Annotated in this window: 16 protein-coding genes; 8 read left to right on the top strand and 8 right to left on the bottom strand. The window is 37.3% G+C overall.

Features of this window, described 5'->3' with window-relative positions:
- Nucleotides 1–5: 5 nt before the first annotated feature.
- Complete coding sequence (gene aroC / locus GA0116959_RS11135; protein ID WP_092720759.1) at nt 6–1,100, top strand: chorismate synthase; 1,095 nt, start codon at nt 6–8, stop codon at nt 1,098–1,100.
- 160 nt (nt 1,101–1,260) lie between these two features.
- On the opposite strand, the gene GA0116959_RS11130 is transcribed toward aroC, so the two are convergent.
- Nucleotides 1,261–1,911, bottom strand: a complete 651-nt coding sequence (locus tag GA0116959_RS11130) for an A1S_1983 family putative colistin resistance protein (protein WP_092720758.1) — start codon at nt 1,909–1,911, stop codon at nt 1,261–1,263.
- A 99-nt stretch (nt 1,912–2,010) separates the two neighbouring features.
- Between GA0116959_RS11130 and ispF the strand changes: the two genes are divergently transcribed.
- Nucleotides 2,011–2,502: a 2-C-methyl-D-erythritol 2,4-cyclodiphosphate synthase gene (ispF, locus tag GA0116959_RS11125; protein WP_092720757.1), complete on the top strand. Its 492-nt coding sequence runs from the start codon at nt 2,011–2,013 to the stop codon at nt 2,500–2,502.
- Here the strand turns inward: ispF and GA0116959_RS11120 are convergent.
- The 5 genes from GA0116959_RS11120 to GA0116959_RS11090 form a co-directional block, all read right to left on the bottom strand.
- Complete coding sequence (locus tag GA0116959_RS11120) at nt 2,490–3,014, bottom strand: protein tyrosine phosphatase family protein (protein WP_092720756.1); 525 nt, start codon at nt 3,012–3,014, stop codon at nt 2,490–2,492. The two genes, ispF and GA0116959_RS11120, sit on opposite strands and share 13 nt — an antisense overlap.
- Nucleotides 3,015–3,078: 64 nt before the next feature.
- The gene (locus GA0116959_RS11115; RefSeq protein ID WP_053580201.1) at nt 3,079–4,170 is read right to left on the bottom strand and encodes a 3-deoxy-7-phosphoheptulonate synthase; all 1,092 of its coding nucleotides are present in this window, start codon (nt 4,168–4,170) and stop codon (nt 3,079–3,081) included.
- A 125-nt stretch (nt 4,171–4,295) separates the two neighbouring features.
- Nucleotides 4,296–5,186 carry a sulfite exporter TauE/SafE family protein gene (locus GA0116959_RS11110; RefSeq protein ID WP_092720755.1) on the bottom strand — a complete coding sequence of 297 codons (891 nt, stop codon included), beginning with the start codon at nt 5,184–5,186 and terminating at the stop codon, nt 4,296–4,298.
- 439 nt (nt 5,187–5,625) lie between these two features.
- A complete protein-coding gene (locus GA0116959_RS11100) occupies nt 5,626–7,191 on the bottom strand; it encodes a PepSY-associated TM helix domain-containing protein (protein WP_092720753.1) in 1,566 nt (521 codons plus the stop codon).
- A gap of 350 nt (nt 7,192–7,541) precedes the next feature.
- The gene (locus tag GA0116959_RS11090; protein ID WP_092720751.1) at nt 7,542–9,740 is read right to left on the bottom strand and encodes a TonB-dependent siderophore receptor; all 2,199 of its coding nucleotides are present in this window, start codon (nt 9,738–9,740) and stop codon (nt 7,542–7,544) included.
- A 215-nt stretch (nt 9,741–9,955) separates the two neighbouring features.
- Between GA0116959_RS11090 and lpxB the strand changes: the two genes are divergently transcribed.
- Entirely contained in the window at nt 9,956–11,176 is a 1,221-nt protein-coding gene (gene lpxB / locus GA0116959_RS11085) for a lipid-A-disaccharide synthase (protein ID WP_092720750.1), read from the top strand.
- Here lpxB and GA0116959_RS11080 read toward each other — a convergent pair.
- Entirely contained in the window at nt 11,136–12,059 is a 924-nt protein-coding gene (locus GA0116959_RS11080; RefSeq protein WP_092720749.1) for an AraC family transcriptional regulator, read from the bottom strand. The genes lpxB and GA0116959_RS11080 overlap by 41 nt on opposite strands.
- A 188-nt stretch (nt 12,060–12,247) precedes the next feature.
- On the opposite strand from GA0116959_RS11080, the gene GA0116959_RS11075 reads away from it, so the two are divergent.
- On the top strand, nt 12,248–13,468 hold the full coding sequence (locus tag GA0116959_RS11075) for an alkane 1-monooxygenase (RefSeq protein ID WP_092720748.1): 1,221 nt from the start codon (nt 12,248–12,250) through the stop codon (nt 13,466–13,468).
- 53 nt (nt 13,469–13,521) lie between these two features.
- Here the strand turns inward: GA0116959_RS11075 and GA0116959_RS11070 are convergent, their stop codons facing one another.
- A complete protein-coding gene (locus GA0116959_RS11070; protein ID WP_092720747.1) occupies nt 13,522–14,820 on the bottom strand; it encodes a dicarboxylate/amino acid:cation symporter in 1,299 nt (432 codons plus the stop codon).
- 629 nt (nt 14,821–15,449) lie between these two features.
- Between GA0116959_RS11070 and ybaK the strand changes: the two genes are divergently transcribed.
- The 4 genes from ybaK to cobT are packed head-to-tail and all read left to right on the top strand — an operon-like array spanning nt 15,450 to nt 18,174.
- The gene (gene ybaK / locus GA0116959_RS11065; RefSeq protein ID WP_092720746.1) at nt 15,450–15,920 is read left to right on the top strand and encodes a Cys-tRNA(Pro) deacylase; all 471 of its coding nucleotides are present in this window, start codon (nt 15,450–15,452) and stop codon (nt 15,918–15,920) included.
- A gap of 57 nt (nt 15,921–15,977) precedes the next feature.
- Nucleotides 15,978–16,607, top strand: a complete 630-nt coding sequence (locus GA0116959_RS11060; RefSeq protein ID WP_092720745.1) for a 2'-5' RNA ligase family protein — start codon at nt 15,978–15,980, stop codon at nt 16,605–16,607.
- Nucleotides 16,604–17,122, top strand: coding sequence for a bifunctional adenosylcobinamide kinase/adenosylcobinamide-phosphate guanylyltransferase (gene cobU, locus GA0116959_RS11055; RefSeq protein WP_092720744.1), 519 nt, complete (start codon nt 16,604–16,606; stop codon nt 17,120–17,122). The genes GA0116959_RS11060 and cobU overlap by 4 nt, the downstream gene beginning before the upstream one ends.
- Nucleotides 17,122–18,174 (top strand): nicotinate-nucleotide--dimethylbenzimidazole phosphoribosyltransferase, encoded by a 1,053-nt coding sequence (gene cobT / locus GA0116959_RS11050; protein ID WP_092720743.1) that lies wholly within the window; start codon nt 17,122–17,124, stop codon nt 18,172–18,174. Before cobU ends, cobT begins: the two co-directional genes overlap by 1 nt.
- The last annotated feature ends 27 nt before the right edge of the window (nt 18,175–18,201 follow it).

Here is an 18,201-nt window from a genome sequence, read left to right as displayed (position 1 = left end):
GTAACGTGGCAGGTAATACGATTGGACAATTATTCCGTGTAACGACTTGTGGTGAATCTCATGGCGCTGGCCTGATGGCAATTGTCGATGGTGTACCGCCTGGAATTGAACTGACTGAAGCAGATTTACAAAGAGATTTGGATCGCCGTAAACCAGGAACCTCAAAATTTGCCACTCAACGTAAAGAACCCGATGAAGTTGAAATTATATCTGGGGTATTTGAGGGTAAAACTACGGGTACCTCAATTGGCCTATTGATTCGTAATACAGATCAAAAATCGAAAGATTATGGCAATATCGCGCAAACGTTCCGTCCGGGTCATGCGGATTATACGTATACGCATAAATATGGTTTTCGTGATTACCGTGGAGGTGGTCGCTCAAGCGCACGTGAAACAGCCATGCGAGTGGCTGCCGGTGCAATTGCGAAAAAATATTTATCTGAAAAATTTGGTATTTTAATCCGTGGTCATGTCACACAAATTGGAACAGAAAAAGTCCATACTTTAGATTGGAATGAAGTTCCTAATAATCCATTTTTCTGTGGCGATGTTAATGCAGTTCCACGTTTTGAAGCACTAGTCACGTCATTACGTGAGCAAGGCACAAGTTGTGGCGCAAAGCTTGAAATTTTGGCGGAGAATGTTCCAGTGGGTTGGGGTGAACCAGTATTTGACCGTTTGGATGCAGATATTGCCCATGCAATGATGTCAATTAATGCCGTTAAAGGGGTTGAAATTGGTGATGGCTTTGCAGTAGCCGAACAGTTTGGTCATGAATCTCGTGATGAATTAACGACGGATGGTTTCTTGGCCAATCATTCAGGTGGCATTTTAGGCGGGATTTCAAGTGGTCAGACTATTCGCGTTGCGATTGCATTGAAACCTACTGCAAGTATTACGACCCCGGGTAAAACCATTAATCTTGAGCGTGAAGATACGGATGTATTGACCAAAGGTCGTCATGATCCTTGTGTGGGTGTCCGTGCAACGCCAATTGCTGAAGCAATGTTTGCAATTGTGCTCATGGATCATTTTATGCGTCATCGTGCTCAAAATGCAGATGTGGTCGCACCATTTGCACCCATCGAGCCTAAATGAGGAAAACAAAGCAGTGCTTTGTCCCGAACAAGTTAAGTAAAGAATAGATATTTTAAGTTTTTAAAAAACCAGATATAAAATCTGGTTTTTTTTGATTAATCTTTTTTAAAATATAAGTTCAATTTATCAAGAATGAACCTAATTTATTCGTGAATCTCATTTAATCATAAACTCGATACACGCCTACAAAACGTTCGCAACCTTTTTGCGTAGTCTTAACCGATAAAATGGCTTTACTAAAATTAAATTGATATTTGCAATCATGCTCGTTATCTGTCACTTGATCTTTTCGGTCTGGAGTGGTGTAGGCCAAGAACGAAATGCTTTGTGTTTCTAATTTATTATTCGGATTACGATAAGCAATTCCTTCAATTTTAATACTATTTTTGCTTAATTGATGCACCTGTAAATGCACAGGTTGATTGGCAATTTGACCATTTTCAAATTTCAAATAATGACTGGTTAAACTTTGATTCAAGGAAGTGTAAAAGTTGAGATCATCAATACGCAATTCAAACTGTTGTTTATAACAATCTAAACTTTTACATTGTTGAAGGCGTTTAAACCATAAAGTATGGGTATCTTGTAATAAATGCACGGGTGCATCACTGACCAGAAAGGCCGTGGTGTAATGATTGATCAGCTTTTCTCGAGATTCATCAAAATTCTCGGCACAAATTTTCTTCATTGACGATGTATTGGGCTGAGTACAGTCAATTTTTTGAGCATGCGCCAGAGTTGAGCATAGACAGCCAATACTGAACAACATGCTAAAAGTTTTAATGAGATTAATTTCGGTATTCAGCAGCATGATCGCTTATAATTTCACTATATTACGCTGCTGTAACTATAGCGAAAGAGAAAGCGTGAATACAACATTTCAATCATTTATTTCTTAAGGATGCTTAAAGTGGTCGCACAAATTCGAATTGGTCAGGGAATAGATGTACACGCCTTTGAAGAAGGTGACTTTGTCACTTTAGCAGGAATAAAAATACCCCATACTCAAGGTTTAAAAGCACATTCTGATGGAGATGTCGTATTACATGCGTTGTGTGATGCCCTGTTAGGTGCATTAGCATTGGGTGATATTGGACAGCATTTTCCAGATACAGATGCAAAATTTAAAGGTGCTGATAGTCGAGCTCTCTTGAAGCATGTTTATCAACTGATTTTAGATCGAGGGTATTTACTCAATAATGCTGATATAACGGTGGCCTGTGAACGTCCAAAATTAGCCAAGCATAATTTAGATATGCGCCAAAGTATTGCTGATGTATTGAAAGTACATGTGACACAAATCAGTATCAAAGCCACCACGACTGAACAACTCGGATTCACTGGCCGTCAAGAAGGTATTTTAGCGACGGCCACGGTTTTGATTTCGCATCAGGTAAAATAATCTGGATGAATCAAAGACTGTTGTAATTCTTTCGTCGCTTTACGACCTTGAAGTTGTAAGGCGACAGCATGAGTCAGTCCTGTCCATGTATCATTTGGCTGCCAAATATTGTGCATCAGATCTTGCGCCGTAGGTAAGTCCATATCCATAAAATATTGACGATATAAATACATTAAGCTACTGACGTGATGGTTTTTACAACAATGCACCCAAACCAATTGTTCTTTAACTAAATGGTCAAGCATGTCTAAGACCAATAAACATTGATCATCAGAAGGGGTATCTGGAGAAATGGGCAACTGAATATAGTTTAAACCCAAATCAAGACAAATTTGATCTTGATGGGCCAAGGATTGTTCTAGATTGGATAAGCCTAGATTGATAACGGTATTTATGCCGTACTCTTTAATTGTTTTTAACTGTTCAGCATTCGGTTGAGCTGAAGTAAAAAGATGTTCGTGAATAAACTGAAAATTTTCAATATGGCTGAGTGCATGTTCAATATCATTCATAAAATAAATTTTCCCCTAGCTTCAAAATACAAACGCCATCTATCGAGATGGCGTTTTAGGTGATTTAACGATTTGGTAAAACGTCTTTCAATGCTTCATGCATATCGAGTAAGGCTTTCTCTGTAGTTTCCCAATCAATACAGCCATCCGTCACAGATTGACCATATTCAAGGTCATCTAGATTGGTTGGAATATCTTGGCGGCCACCTTTAATATGACTTTCCACCATAATTCCAACAATAGATTTATTACCATCCTGAATTTGTTCTGTGATGTTTTTCAGAACCAAGGGTTGTAAATAGGGGTCTTTATTGGAGTTAGCATGACTGGTATCAATCATGATTTTGGTACTGACTTTGGCTTTTGCTAAGGCATTTTCAGCTTCAGCTACAGAACCCGCATCATAATTTGGTTTACCGTTACCACCACGAAGCACAACATGCCCATACTGGTTACCACTGGTACGAATGACAGAGACTTGTCCTTGATCATTGAGTCCTAAGAAACTGTGACCATGCTTTACCGATTGCATCGCATTGGTTGCAACGGTTAAGCCACCATCTGTACCATTTTTAAAACCTACTGGTGATGATAAACCGGATGACATTTCACGGTGTGTCTGGCTTTCAGTGGTACGCGCACCAATCGCTGACCATGAAATCAGATCTTGATAATATTGTGGTGAGTTCGGATCAAGTGCTTCAGTTGCACACGGTAAACCTTTTTGATTTAATTCAACCAACAGCTGACGACCTATACGAAGACCTTTTTCGATATTAAAAGAATCATTCATATCAGGATCGTTAATTAAACCTTTCCAACCGACAGTTGTACGTGGTTTTTCAAAATAAACCCGCATAACCACATAAATTGAATCTTTAATTTTTTCGCTTAAAACTTTTAAACGATCTGCGTAGTCATGAGCTGCAACTGTGTCATGAATTGAACAAGGACCAATTACCACAAATAGGCGTTTGTCAGTCCCGTCAAGAATATTGCGAATAGTTTCACGACCTTTTAACACCGTTTGATAGGCATGTTCAGTTAAAGGTAACTCTTTTTTTAATTCAGCAGGAGTTACGAGAGGCTGAATGCTTTGTACATTCACGTCATCGATGTCGGATTGTGTAATAGAATTTGACTGTAGTGTATTCATTGCCGTCACTGGTTTGATCATACAAGAGTTTTTTTAGTAGCCTGAATATAACACGATTCTATTGGTGAGTTGCTATAGCACAGACCAATAAAATCATGAGAATACAGATGAATCGAATAGAGAGTCTAAGCTTGACTGCTATGTTCAAGTGTTGAAATCATGGCAGTGGTCGGTTTTTCCACTGGTTTTGCTTTCACTGGATGCAGGATAAAGTTAATCCCTAATGCAAATAATGTGATGCCTAAAACTTTACGGATAATTTTTTCAGGTAAACGGGAACTGATTAAAGTACCGATGATAATGGCAGGAATTGAACCAACCAACAGCCAACCGAGTAAATGAAAATCTACATTTCCTGAGCTCATGTGTCCCAGTCCAGCGACTAAGGTTAAAAGCACAGCATGTACGACATCAGAACCGATAATACGAATCATGGGTAAGTTGGGAAACATTAGTACTAGGGCCATAATCCCAAATGCGCCTGCACCTACAGATGAGAGGGTCACAAATACACCCAGTACAATGCCCATAATGACAATCAAAGCACGTTTATCTTTGGCTTGAAAATTTACCTTTTCTAAATCTTGGGTCATATCTACGGCGTCATTTTTACGAAACTTATTAAAGAAACGTTCAATTTGAGCGCGGAAAACAATAGAGATCCCAGTTAAAGTCAACATAAAACCAAGTACTGTTGTCAGTACGGCTTTATAACTTGAAGATTGGCTTAAATAATTTTCTAGAACCCAGTGTGTGGCAAGTGAAGCAGGAATACTTCCGACTGCTAGCCAAATCACAATGGGCCAGACAATATTCAATTTTTTGGCATGTACAAACGAGCCACAAAATTTGGAAATAGCGGCATATAACAAATCAGTACCAATCGCAATATGTGGTTCAATTCTAAATAAACTAATCAGGATGGGGGTCATCAAAGAGCCACCTCCAACACCTGTAATACCTACACAAAAACCGACCAATACACCTGCTAAAATAAATTCGAGTGGACCAAACATGGTTATATGCCAAATATCAAAAAACGTAGATATGTTATGATTTTTTTGTATAAGCCGTTGTCTTGATTATTGATTTGCTTATTCAAAAAAAAGCTAAAGTCGATTTAATATATTCGGATACTCTTATTTAAAAATAACTCCATCTATTTTGAATATTCTTTGTTCTTAATTTTGAGTTCATTGACACAAAAGATAAACAACCATAAAAGCGGAGTCAAAAAAATCCAAAAGCTAATAAAACCAATTGAAAAACCCTGTTGTTTCATCAATAAAAAAATAGAAATGAGGAGAATGAACAAACACATGAATCGGGTGGTTCGAGGCTTAATCGTTAGAAATGACCATTTGGATTGCTGAGTTTTCTTGATTTGTTTTTCACTCACTTTATATAAACCAAAAACAGCACATAAAATGATGAGCAAACTCCATAAAATATTCATCAAAGACCGTCCTGATTTTTTAATTGAGTGTTTTTCTCAAGTTTATTTTTTATTTTGGTGTGCGCTTTGAGTTGAATGGGGTGGATATTTCTATATAAAAATATAGCCAATAAAGCAAAAATCACAATAAAAATGTCAATTCTCAAAAAAGTCCAATAATCGCTAAAATGCTGAATACTGTCTTGTTTAAGCAGATACAGCAGATTAAAGACAACCAAACTAAAGGATAATGTGATAAATATGGTTAATTGTACTTTCCAAAGATATTGTTTTTTTAAACATAAACTTAAAATAAAAACAGCCAACCATACGCTAAAAAAAGTTATGACTTCATAGTTTTGGGAACTATGCAGAGATAAACCGATGCGGTTGGCATAAAAATAGCTAATAACTGCAATTGGTAAACCTAGAATAGCCGTAATATTAAGTCGCTGAACCAAATAATGTCCAAAGTGAAATTGTTGCTGCTTATTTTGTAGTTGTCGCTTTAAACTCCAGAGCAATAAACCTGATGCAATCATCGCGCAGCCGAGTAAGCCTGAAAATAACAAGGCCAAACGGAGCAGGGGTTGTGCAAAAGTTGCCATATGTAATCCGTATACACCTGCATTCAGTGTGGCAATTGCACTCTCATTTTTACTACTTGATAATGGCTGCCCTGTAATAGCATTGAAAGTCATTTGTGCTTGATTACGGGTAATCGAATGATCTTTACGTTCGATAAAAGTAATTTGTGCCTGTTGGGTATTTGGATTTTTCACATGGATAGTGTTGAACTCAGTTTTGCCCCATTTTTGTTGCACAGGTTGTATCAAGCGCTCAATAGATTGCATTTGAGCGGGCGAGTTTTTTTCAATTTTGGGAGCGATTTTTGTATTAATTTCATCGAAATATTGGTAGTTATTTTCAGGATAAAGTTTTTGCATACCCCAAGGTAAATATAAATAAAAGAAAATAGCTAAACCTGTAAATGTAATAGTGAGAAAGAAAGGAAGGGCAATAACCGAGCTGACATTATGAAAATCTAAATACGAACGTTGACCTTTAAAAGCACGTAAAGTAAAGAAATCGACAAAGATTTTTTTATGCGTAATGATGCCTGAAACCAAGGCAATCAACATAATAAATGCTGCAAGTGACACAATTAATCGACCAAGCAAATAATTCATGCCGAATAGTTGGAAGTGGAATAAATAGAAAAAATCTCCCCCGAGTGTTTCGGTTAGGCTGACTTCTGTTGCAGTATTCGGATTTAAAGTCTTATTTTCATATGCTCCATCGGCTTTTTGCCAATATAGTTGGTTGACTGGCTTCTGTTCATTGGCGATGTTGATCGTCCATGTTTTGGCATTTGGCGCATTTTGTTCTAAATACTGGTATGCAGAATGTAGAGCTGTGTCTTGATTAACCTGTATTTGGGTCAGAGGTGGTTGCATCCAAAGGCTGATTTCTTGACGATAATATGACAGTGCACCCATTAGAAAAATGGCGAACATGAGCCAGCCAAAGATTAATCCTGTCCAAGAATGCAGCCATGCCATGGATTGACGTATTGATTTTTGCATGACTTATCCTAATATCCAATATATTACAGCTAGACATATCAACAAACTGAAACTGATCAAACTTAATTTACGCACCGTGTAAATACAAAAACTACTGATCACAAAACCAATAAAAAACAGAAGACTGATGAAGGCTGCCAAATAAATTGATTCTGCTTTCGGCAGTAAGGTATTCAAAATTAGGGTGAGATTTTGAATCAATAAAGAAGTACAGATGTAGCCCAAGATAAATGCAATGATAAATCGATAGAGCACAGAGATTCGATAAGAGAAAGATACGGTTTTACTCATAAGGGAAGGTCACTGTGCTCACAAAAATCACGCCTAAATCATCAGGCCAAGTTAATTATTTAATATTTGAATTTCACTGCCACAGAATAGTTAGCAGGTTCGCCGTAAAAAGCTTGTCCATCGGGAAAGCTATTTAAGTATTTTTTATCGGTGACATTTTTAGCATTTGCTTGTAGCAAAATATGATCATTTACTTCATAACTGGCCATTAAATTGACTAAGGCATAAGCATCTTGAGTGATGGTGCTATTTAAAGTCGCATCATACAATTTGATATTGTCTTGCCATTGCAGCCCAGCACCGACTTTCAGTTGAGGTAAAGTAGGTACGGTATAAGTTGCTAACAGATTAATGGTTTGGTTTGGATTATAGGTTCGTGCTGCACCACCATTTTTTATATCTTTTAAGCTAAATTGGGTGTAACCAAAAGCGAGGTTGATATCATCGTTAATTTCTCCGGCCAAGCCAATTTCTACGCCTTGAGAAAGTAAATCGCTGGTCTTAGACGTACGATTTAATGGGTTACCATCGGAATTACGCAATGGATAATTATTTTGTTCCGTTCTAAAGACACTCATTGAACCTGTTAATCGATCATTTAGCCATGCGCTTTTAATCCCCATTTCATAACTTTCACCTTCAACAGGTTTTAAAGCTTGACGCGTTGTTTCTTCAATCCCTGTTTGTGGACGGAAAATAGAGGTATAGCTCATATAACCTGTATATTCAGGGCTGAAATTATAAGTTAAACCTGCATAGGGCGATAATTTACTTTCACTGTAATCCATTGGAGAACCATAGCTACTGCCATGACTTTTCGCCTGAACGTAATTGCCACCTAAGATTAATTTCAAGTCATCATTTAAATGAATACGTGTAGCAGCATAGTAAGAGTTAATTTTTTGTTTATAGTCCGCTGCATCACTAAACTCAGACCATGTAACTGATTGTGGTGTCCAGCTCGCCCAATTTGTTGTGTATTGAGTTAGATAAGGCACACCATCATAAATACCTGCTACATTATTAATATTACTGTCATTAATAACACCACTCGATTGTTGATCGTATTGATGTGTTTGAATATGACTGTATCCTAATGTAGCTTCATGCTCTTGATTGAGTAAGTTAAAAGTACCTTGGAAATTCAAATCAGTAAAATGTTTACGCAGTTGTTCTTTGCCACCCCAAGCTGTGAGTGAAACGCCTGAACCATCTGCTTGAGGATTGCCATAGTAATAAAGCAAGCGGCTATTGTGTTCAGTATCACTATAGTTATAGCTCAGTTTTGCAGTCCATTTTTTGCCAAGTTTTTGTTGTAATTCTAGGAAAGCATCTTGGGTTTCATTGTCCCAATGTGCCCAATCTGGATTTGGATTGTAATTTCGGTCATAAGACAGTTGTTTTCCATTGGCATCAAGGAGGGGTAAAGCTCCCCAGTTATTGGCATTGGGTTTATTCTGGTTTTGACTGTAACCGACAGTTAATAATGTTGAGTCAGTAATATCGGCTTCTAAGATGCCTGCAAAGCCATTTTTTTCAGAAGAATATCGGTCAAGATGCGAATCTCCCGTTTGCTCATATCCCATGAGGCGACCACGTACTCGTCCATCTGGAGAAAGTGAACCAGAAACGTCTGCTTCATAGCGCTGGGTATCCCAAGAACCATAACTTAGTCCAGCACTTGCCTGTAATTCTTTGGTCGGACGTTTACGAATATTATTAATGGTTGCACTTGGGTCACCAAAGGCATTCGATAGGGCATCGGCGCCTTTGACTACTTCGACGCGGTCATAAAAGTAAGTATCGGGATTGGTATTATTATAATTATAGCTGCTTAATGGGAAGCCTACACCATCAGTGAGAATATTTGAAATTTCAAAACCGCGTGACATATAAGAGCTACGTTCTGTTTCCTGACTCTGAACAGTGACCCCAGGTGTATTTTTTAAAATTTCACGTGTTGAATTTAAACCAAAATCTTCAATTTGCTGGCGTGTGACTACATTGACGGTTTGAGGGGTCTCTTTGACTGCAATATTGAGTTTTGAAGCACTGCTACTATTTTTTACAGTATAAGCTTTGGTTTTTTCAGAACTCTCATTTGTATTTTCTGATTGGGCTTGGAGTTGAATCGTAGATAAGGTTTGGCTTTCATTTTCAATAAGGTTTTCTGCAAAGCTATATTGAACACTTAAAATCGCAAAACTGAGTAAAGATAATTTGAAGCTTTGATAAAAGAGAGGAGAGATGGATTGCATGAGTGATTCTAAGTGAAAATAATTATCATTAATGTTATTGTTTGTGTGATCTGAACGCAAGACAGAAGTAATTGAGTTTTTGAATTAAAATAAATAAAAAGAGTGAGAATTTAGATAGAAATGCTTTAAGCCATGTTTAGAAAGTGATTTTAAGATTACGCTTTAAATAAATTGAATATGTTAAAATAGTTCTAAATTTAAATAGGATAAAAGTCTTGCAAAATCGGAAGCTTAAAATCGGTATAGTGGTTGGAGAAGTATCAGGTGATACTTTGGGCGCAAAACTAATCCGCAGTTTTCGTGAGCAAGGAATTGATGCTGAATTTGAAGGCATTGGTGGACCACAGATGATCGCTGAGGGGTTTAAAAGCGCTTATCCGATGGATGTTTTATCGGTTATGGGGATTGTTGAAGTTCTTAAAGACATTAAAAAACTATTTGCAGTACGTGATGGCTTGGTTGAAACTTGGAGTAAAGATCCAGTTGATATTTTTATTGGTATTGATGCGCCAGATTTTAATTTACGTTTATCGAAAAGCTTAAAACAAAAAAATCTACCGATTAAAACCGTTCAATATGTCAGTCCTTCAGTTTGGGCATGGCGTCAGGGACGGGTACATGGTATTAAAGCCAGTATTGATTTAGTGCTCTGCTTATTTCCGTTTGAAAAGTCTTTTTATCATAAATTTGATGTGCCTGCTGCTTGTGTTGGACATCCTTTGGCAAGTCAATTGCCGCTTAAAAATCCAATTATAGAAGCAAAGCAAGAGCTTAATTTAAATATTGAAGATAAGCATATTGCACTTTTGCCGGGTAGCCGCCGTGGTGAAATTGAAAGACTTGGCCCTTTGGTATTGGATGCTGCCAACATTATTTATCAAAAATATCCAGAATATATTTTTTTAATTCCTGCGATTAATGATGCGCGTCAGCAACAAATTGAAGCATTATTAAAAGATTATCCAAGTGACTTTGTGGCCAAAATTAAACTGATGGAGAATAGTGATATTGAATCTAAAATTGGTCGCCAAGTCATGAATGCCTCAAATATTGTCGCTTTGGCATCAGGAACTGCAACTTTAGAGGCAATGTTATTACATCGCCCAATGGTCACTTTTTATAAGCTGAATTGGTTGACCTATGTGGTGGTTAAATTTCTGATCAAAATTCCGTATTATTCTTTGCCCAATATTATTGCAGGTAAAAAAGTGATTCGTGAGCTCATTCAAAATGACGCCACCGCCGAAAACTTAGCGGCTGAAATAGAAAAATTAATGAATGTTGAAACCGCACAAATTCAATCAATGCAGCACATTACGATGCATAAACAATTGCTTGCAGGTAATAGTGAAGATCCCGTTCAGGCTATTCTCAATACCTTAAAATCAGTAAAATCTACTGAAACTGTTGACGATACTGGCTTGGGGTTAAACTAAACAGTTTTTTAAAAGTTTGGCTAAAGGCGGTTTCGGAAGAATAACCGACTCGGTGCGCAATTTGTTGAATGGAAAATTGTCCTGCACGTAAGTGTTGTGAAGCCAAACGGAAACGGTATTGTTGCAAATATGCCAATGGCGTTTCACCCACGATCTGGCTAAATAAGGTGGCAAATTTAGAGCGGGACATACAGCATTGCTCAGCCAATGTTTCAACTGTCCATGCCAATTCTGGTTGGCTATGAATGGCCGCTAAAGCATTTGATAGTTCAGGATGCGACAGCGCGCTAAGCCAATTATTAGAATCATTTAATTGTGCAATGTAGTCACGAACGCATTCAATAAAAAGAATACTCACCAGATGATCTAAAATTTTGTCGCGTCCGGGCCGAATTTGATACGCCTCAATTGCTAAAAAATGTAAACCAATTTGCAACCATTCTGGTGCTGCACTGCCTGTAATATGGTGAATGTGAATATAGGGGGGTAGGGCATGCAGTAAAGGGCGGGCCATAAGGGTATCAAGATGGCAGCGGATCGCTAAAATGAGTGTAGATTCTCCACTCGGACTGCCAAATTCAATGGTTTCTTGTCTTTTTTGATCAAAAAGTGTGGTGATATCTAAAGCTTCTACCAAATTGCTGTGTGTATGACTAGAACAGGAGTGATTTTGTCCTGATGGCATCAGAATGAGATCTCCAGCTTCAACATAAAGCTGAGTATGTGAATTGAGTTGTAGCATCATACTACCGACTAAAACCACATAACCAATCATGGCATCTTGTTCTTGATAACAATGCACCCAATTACCTTGCGGTTTTAAATAGATATATTCAGATCGATTAAGATGAATATCATCAAATATTTTACTTAAAGCATCCATGATTATCGTTCTTCATCAGCGAATTAAAGTATAAGAATTCTCAAATAGTATAAGCATGTGATTTTAGGTCAAAAATAGGCTCTTTAAGCCAAGGACGTTTAGATAGGTTTTTTGGACGCTCACAACTGTTCTTGAGTGCTTATTTCTATAAATATAGCGATAGAACAGAAAATAGGGAAGCATATCGCATGAATGCGCCATTAAATTTAAAGCAAGACCACCTTCAAATTGTGCCTACTTCCTCAGGTTTAGCGTTAGATAAAAAGCGCTATTGGTGGTTACTGAGTCCAGGTTTACCTGTGCTTGGAATGGGTATTTTGGCAGGTTATCATTTTGGCCCTAAAGCGACAAAAAAAATCTTTGCTTTAGGTGGACCTTTACTTTTACATGTCATTATTCCCAGTATTGATTCTATTGTTGGACAGGACAATAACAATCCTGAAAATGAACAAATCCAATCATTGGTCGAAGATCCATATTATGACCGTATTGTAAAACTCTTTATCCCTTTACAAATGACTGCCAATGTTTTTGCAGCTTATGTGGTCAGTCGAAAAAGTACTTCATTTCTCGATCAAATTTTACTGGGTATTTCCATGGGTGCGATTAATGGTATTGGAGTCAATACTGCACACGAGTTATCACACAGACCCCATAAAAAAGATCATTATCTTTCACATGCGACTTTAATGCCGTTATTTTATAACCATTTTCGAGTTGAACATCCGTATGGGCATCATAGACGTGCAGCTACTCCCGATGATCCCGCATCTTCGAAAATGGGAGAAACCTTCTACGAATTCTGGCCAAGAACAGTTTTTGGTGGCTTAAAATCGGCTATAGAGATTGAAAAAAATCGTTTAAAACGTAAAGGTCTGTCATTTTTTAGTCCCCAAAATGAACTATTTCAAGGCTGGGCGATGAGTGCTGGATTTCACGCTACATTGTTAAATCTGTTTGGGCGAGAGATTATCCCTTACTTGGCGACGCAAGCCTTTTATGGAGTAAGTTTGTTCGAAGTCATTAATTACATTGAACATTACGGTTTAATGCGTGAACAAAAAGAAGATGGATCTTTTGCACGAACCATGCCTGAGCACAGTTGGAATAACAATAACATTACCACCAATTTATTTTTGTATCAGTTACAACGTCATTCAGATCATCATGCTTATCCGACACGGCCTTTTCAAGCCTTGCGTCATTTTGATGAAGCACCAGAATTACCAAGTGGTTATGCCACCATGTTATTGCCCGCTTTAATTCCATCCTTATGGTTTAAAATGATGGATAAACGTGTTTTTGATCATTATCAAGGTGATTTAAATAAAGCTAATATTCATCCAAAACGTCGTGCAAAAATCTTTCAGAAATTTGGGGTAATTGATCGATTGTTAAACAGAGATTGAAGATGAAAAAAGAGCCTAATTAGGCTCTTTTTCTTTTTTAAAATAAGAAAACTTTATGACTGTTTTGGTTTATTTAGGGCTTCATTTAAAACGTCTTTATCTAGAGCATTGTCCCAACGAGCAACCACAATGGTTGCACACGCATTCCCAACAAGGTTGGTCAATGCACGGCACTCAGACATAAAACGGTCAATACCTAAAATAAGTGCCATACCAGCGACTGGAACGGCAGGTACGACTGACAGCGTAGCAGCTAATGTAATAAAGCCTGCACCAGTTACGCCTGCTGCACCTTTAGAACTCACCATTGCAACCAGCAATAATGCGACTTGTTCGCCAATAGATAAATCGACATTACAGGCCTGTGCAATAAATAAAGCGGCCATCGTCATATAAATATTAGTACCGTCAAGGTTAAATGAATATCCTGTTGGTATCACTAAACCGACTACAGATTTCTCACAGCCTGCTTTTTCCATTTTATGCATAAGAGAAGGTAGCGCAGCTTCTGACGAACTGGTTCCTAATACAAGCCATAATTCATCTTTAATATATCGGATTAGCGCTAAAATTGAGAAACCATTATAACGAGCAACAGCACCTAAAATAATCAGGATAAATAAGAGAGCGGTGATATAGAACGTCATAATCAATAGTAATAAATTACCAATAGATTGAATACCATAAGCACCAATAGTAAATGCCATTGCACCAAATGCACCAATCGGTGCTAATTTCATGAGCATGCCCACGAGGTAAAATACAGGTGCTGTTAGGTTATTTAAAAGATCTACAATAGGACGACCACGATCACCAATTGCAGCTAATGAAATACCAAATAAAACGGCTACGAATAGAACTTGTAGAATACTTCCTTCAGCCAAAGGACTAATTAAAGTCTTTGGAATAATATTCATGAAGAAATCGACCAAGGTCGCGTCGTGTGCTTTTTCGACATAGCCTGCAACTTTATCGGTTGCCAGTGTGGTTGGATCAATATTCAAGCCTTTACCAGGTTGAATAATATTTGCCACTACCATGCCTATAACAAGGGCAAGTGAAGAAAATGTAAAGAAGTACAACATTGCCTTACCAGTGACACGCCCAACACGACTCATATTGGTCATACTGGCAATACCAGTCACCACTGTTAAAAAAATGACTGGGGCAATAATCATTTTCACGATTTTAATAAAAGCATCACCTAAAGGTTTTAAACTTTCGCCAAATTCTGGATAAAAATGTCCTAAAAGGATACCTAAGATAATTGCAAAGATGACCTGTACATATAAGATCTGATGAAACTTTTGTTTCTTCTTAATAGCTTCTGGTTCAAGGGTACTGAAATCCATTATCTGAATACCTTTTACGATGGAAAGAATTTTAAATAGCTAAAGTACTTAATCGCTCAGCAATATTAATACTTCAGAAAGGAGGAAAAAGAAGCATTGTAAAGAAGAAAAAGCCAACTCCATCATAAATTTGAGAAATACTAATTTTGGATACTATATCTTAAAGATATAAAAGTATATTTTAAATGATGATAGTAGGCCCTAATTTGGTGCGTGTATATTTATGTTTTATATGGATATTTTATTAACTAACTGTTTTTTAAAAATTAAAATAAAATTTTTCGATCACATAATAAAAGCATGTTAATGATATTGATATTTTTTATATAAATGGTTTGTCTGTTAAAATGGATTTGAATGAGTAATTCAATGTATGCAGATTTTTTCAATTAAAATGGGTTTATAGCGGTTCAATCGACAATCAAATTTTATAAATAAACGATTTAAAGTAATATGAATTGTATTGTTAAAAGAGCATTTATGTGAGATTTCATGCTTAATTTAAATCAAAACACCGACTTTTAAAGTCATTGATTGGAAGTGAATTTAGGAATAAATAGCCTAAGCAAACTAAACATTCAGTTTGAAAAAGCATATAATTGAATAAACTGACGATTAATCCATTAAAAATGACACCTGCTTGCAAAGTTTTAAAATCGAGTGCAATTGAATTTTCAATTCATGAATATGAACATGATGTACACGCAAAAAGTTTTGGATTAGAAGCTGCCCAAAAGCTTAATTTAGATGTAAGGGAAGTTTTTAAAACATTACTGGTAACAGACAGCAAAAATTTCTATGTTGCAGTTTTACCTGTTGCACATCAGTTAAGTTTAAAGAAAATTGCTGCGGCAGTGGGTGCTAAAAAATTACAGATGGCAGAGCCTAAAGATGCTGAGCGCTTAACAGGTTATTTGGTTGGCGGTATTAGTCCAATAGGACAGAAAAAGCGTTTAAAAACGGTAATTGATCAGTCAGCCGAATTACTAAATAAAATTTATATCAGTGGTGGAAAACGAGGTTTGGATATCGGTATAAAGCCTCAAGATCTTATACGGGTATTGAATGCGCAGTTTGCTGATGTACTAGATCAAGATTAAAAGTCAGCACAGCTAGGTACCTTCTAATGATAAGATTGAATTTAAAGTGATAATAATGTGTTCTTAAACTGTTCAACTTCTGTTATTCCGACCCTTACAGGGGATTATCCTGAATGGCATTGTGGTCGTGAGTATTATTCACTCTGGTATATTCATATTGAACATCCAGAATTACTGGCTTATCTAGATCAGCTACGTTCTGAATTTTCAGATTTTTTATACGCTCCAAATAGCCGACAGTTTCATATTACTTTATTCGTATGTGGCTTTTTAACGCAGCACAAGCCTGTTCGAGATGATGATTTTAATCTCGTAGCTATGCAGCAACATCTCCAGACATTAATTGCACAAAGACCAAAAAAAATTAAATTAAAAACTGGAAGGATTAATAGTTTTGAAAGTGCTTTATTTGTAGAGGTGATGGATGACAGCAATCTACTTAAACAGATTCGTCATTTGTTTCAAGAAACTGCAAATGAAATTGCACCTTTAACCTATCATCCACATTTGACCTTAGGTTTATATTCTCATAGCTTCAAAAGTGATCTGATTTTTAAACATATTCAAAATATAGAACAGCAAAGTTTTGAATTTTCAGTCGATCAAATTACCTTTGGTTGGTATCAGGCACAGGTACTACAAGGCCCGCTTTATCCTTTACAGCAGTTTAAATTGGAAAATGCATGATACAACTTATTTTAGGCGGTGCACGTTCTGGTAAAAGTCGCTTTGCAGAACAAGCCGCGAAAGATTCAAATTTAAACGTGACTTATATTGCAACGGCGCGGGCATTTGATCGCGAAATGCAGGCTCGTATTGATCATCATCAAGCACAAAGACCCAAGCATTGGACTGTGATTGAAGAATCTTTATATCTAGCCGAGTGTTTAATGAGAGTGGATCAACCCAATCAACTAATTCTTGTCGATTGCCTAACTTTGTGGATGAGCAATTTATTGATGCATGAAAATGCTGAATTACAGTCACAGGAATGCTTAAAACTGCTTGAAGTTTTAGCTAGTTTACAATCGGAACTGATTTTAGTCAGTAACGAAACCGGTTTAGGGGTGATTCCAATGGGGGAAATCAGCCGTAAGTTTGTTGATGAATCTGGGCGTTTACATCAACAATTGGGGCAAATTGCCGAAAAAGTTGTATTTTGTGTTGCGGGTTTTCCCATGATGTTAAAAGGAGAGAAATAATGAGCTGGTGGTTGGATGCGTGTAAAACGCCAAGTGCAGAAGTAAAAAAATTAGCGCAAGAACGTCAATTACAACTGACCAAACCGACAGGATCATTATCTGAACTTGAAAATACCGCGGTGCTATTGGCAAGTTTACAAGACAATCCACGTCCAGAGGTAGATCGACCTTGGATTAGCATTTTTGCGGGTGATCATGGAATTATGGAGGAAAATATTTCTGCTTATCCGCAAGCAGTTACACGGCAAATGCTACAAAATTTCGGTTCAGGTGGTGCATGTATTAGTGTTATTGCTAAAGAATATAGGGCTAAATTACAAGTCATTGATTGTGGCACAGTCGGTGATGATTATGAATATAAAGGCGTAGAACGCCATTGTATCATTGCAGGGACTGCCAACTTTAGTCATCACGTGGCAATGACAGAAACACAATGTATAGCAGCAATGGATTTGGGACGTAAAAGTGTTGAAGATGCTGTGGCGTATGGCGCATCTATTTATGTCGCAGGGGAAATGGGCATTGGCAATACCTGTTCAGCTTCAGCAGTTGCATGCTTTTTATTGAATGAAACTGCAGAACAGTTAACAGGAGTTGGAACGGGTATTCGTGCAGAACAACTCACTCATAAGAAAAATGTAATTAATCAGGCTTTGGCCTTGCATCGAGATTATGTGGCTCAAGATGCTTTTAAAGCATTGTGTGCAGTGGGTGGTTTGGAAATAGCAGCCATGACAGGTGCTTATATTCGCTGTGCTCAACTTGGAGTTCCTATAGTGGTTGATGGTTTTATTACGACAGTTTCAGCGTTACTTGCCGTACGTTTAAATCCAGCAGTTCGTGAGTGGATGTTGTTTGGACATCAGTCAGCTGAATACGGTCATCGCCGATTATTAGAAGAACTTCGGGCAAATCCTTTGCTCAAACTAAACTTACGTTTAGGTGAAGGGAGTGGTGCAGGGGCTGCCTTAGGAATTATTAAATTGGCGTGTAGCTTACACAACAACATGGCAACTTTTACTGAAGCTGCGGTGATTGGCGAAAAAGTTTAATTCCAGAATATTGATCTAGGAGTGTAG

This window comes from Acinetobacter albensis, assembly GCF_900095025.1.
In the GTDB taxonomy this organism is placed as follows: Bacteria; Pseudomonadota; Gammaproteobacteria; order Pseudomonadales; family Moraxellaceae; genus Acinetobacter; species Acinetobacter albensis.
The sequence above is the reverse complement of the archived record's forward strand: the minus strand, read 5'-3'. Positions and strand labels throughout refer to the sequence as shown.

What these genes read in the sequence shown, in the direction of transcription:
- GA0116959_RS11100 (WP_092720753.1), bottom strand. Translation starts at nt 7,191, where the DNA reads ATGCAAAAATCAATACGTCAATCCATGGCATGGCTGCATTCTTGGACA.
- cobU (WP_092720744.1), top strand. Translation starts at nt 16,604, where the DNA reads ATGATACAACTTATTTTAGGCGGTGCACGTTCTGGTAAAAGTCGCTTT.
- GA0116959_RS11070 (WP_092720747.1), bottom strand. Translation starts at nt 14,820, where the DNA reads ATGGATTTCAGTACCCTTGAACCAGAAGCTATTAAGAAGAAACAAAAG.
- GA0116959_RS11075 (WP_092720748.1), top strand. Translation starts at nt 12,248, where the DNA reads ATGAATGCGCCATTAAATTTAAAGCAAGACCACCTTCAAATTGTGCCT.
- cobT (WP_092720743.1), top strand. Translation starts at nt 17,122, where the DNA reads ATGAGCTGGTGGTTGGATGCGTGTAAAACGCCAAGTGCAGAAGTAAAA.
- ybaK (WP_092720746.1), top strand. Translation starts at nt 15,450, where the DNA reads ATGACACCTGCTTGCAAAGTTTTAAAATCGAGTGCAATTGAATTTTCA.
- GA0116959_RS11090 (WP_092720751.1), bottom strand. Translation starts at nt 9,740, where the DNA reads ATGCAATCCATCTCTCCTCTCTTTTATCAAAGCTTCAAATTATCTTTA.
- GA0116959_RS11110 (WP_092720755.1), bottom strand. Translation starts at nt 5,186, where the DNA reads ATGTTTGGTCCACTCGAATTTATTTTAGCAGGTGTATTGGTCGGTTTT.
- GA0116959_RS11120 (WP_092720756.1), bottom strand. Translation starts at nt 3,014, where the DNA reads ATGAATGATATTGAACATGCACTCAGCCATATTGAAAATTTTCAGTTT.
- GA0116959_RS11130 (WP_092720758.1), bottom strand. Translation starts at nt 1,911, where the DNA reads ATGCTGCTGAATACCGAAATTAATCTCATTAAAACTTTTAGCATGTTG.
- GA0116959_RS11115 (WP_053580201.1), bottom strand. Translation starts at nt 4,170, where the DNA reads ATGAATACACTACAGTCAAATTCTATTACACAATCCGACATCGATGAC.
- GA0116959_RS11080 (WP_092720749.1), bottom strand. Translation starts at nt 12,059, where the DNA reads ATGGATGCTTTAAGTAAAATATTTGATGATATTCATCTTAATCGATCT.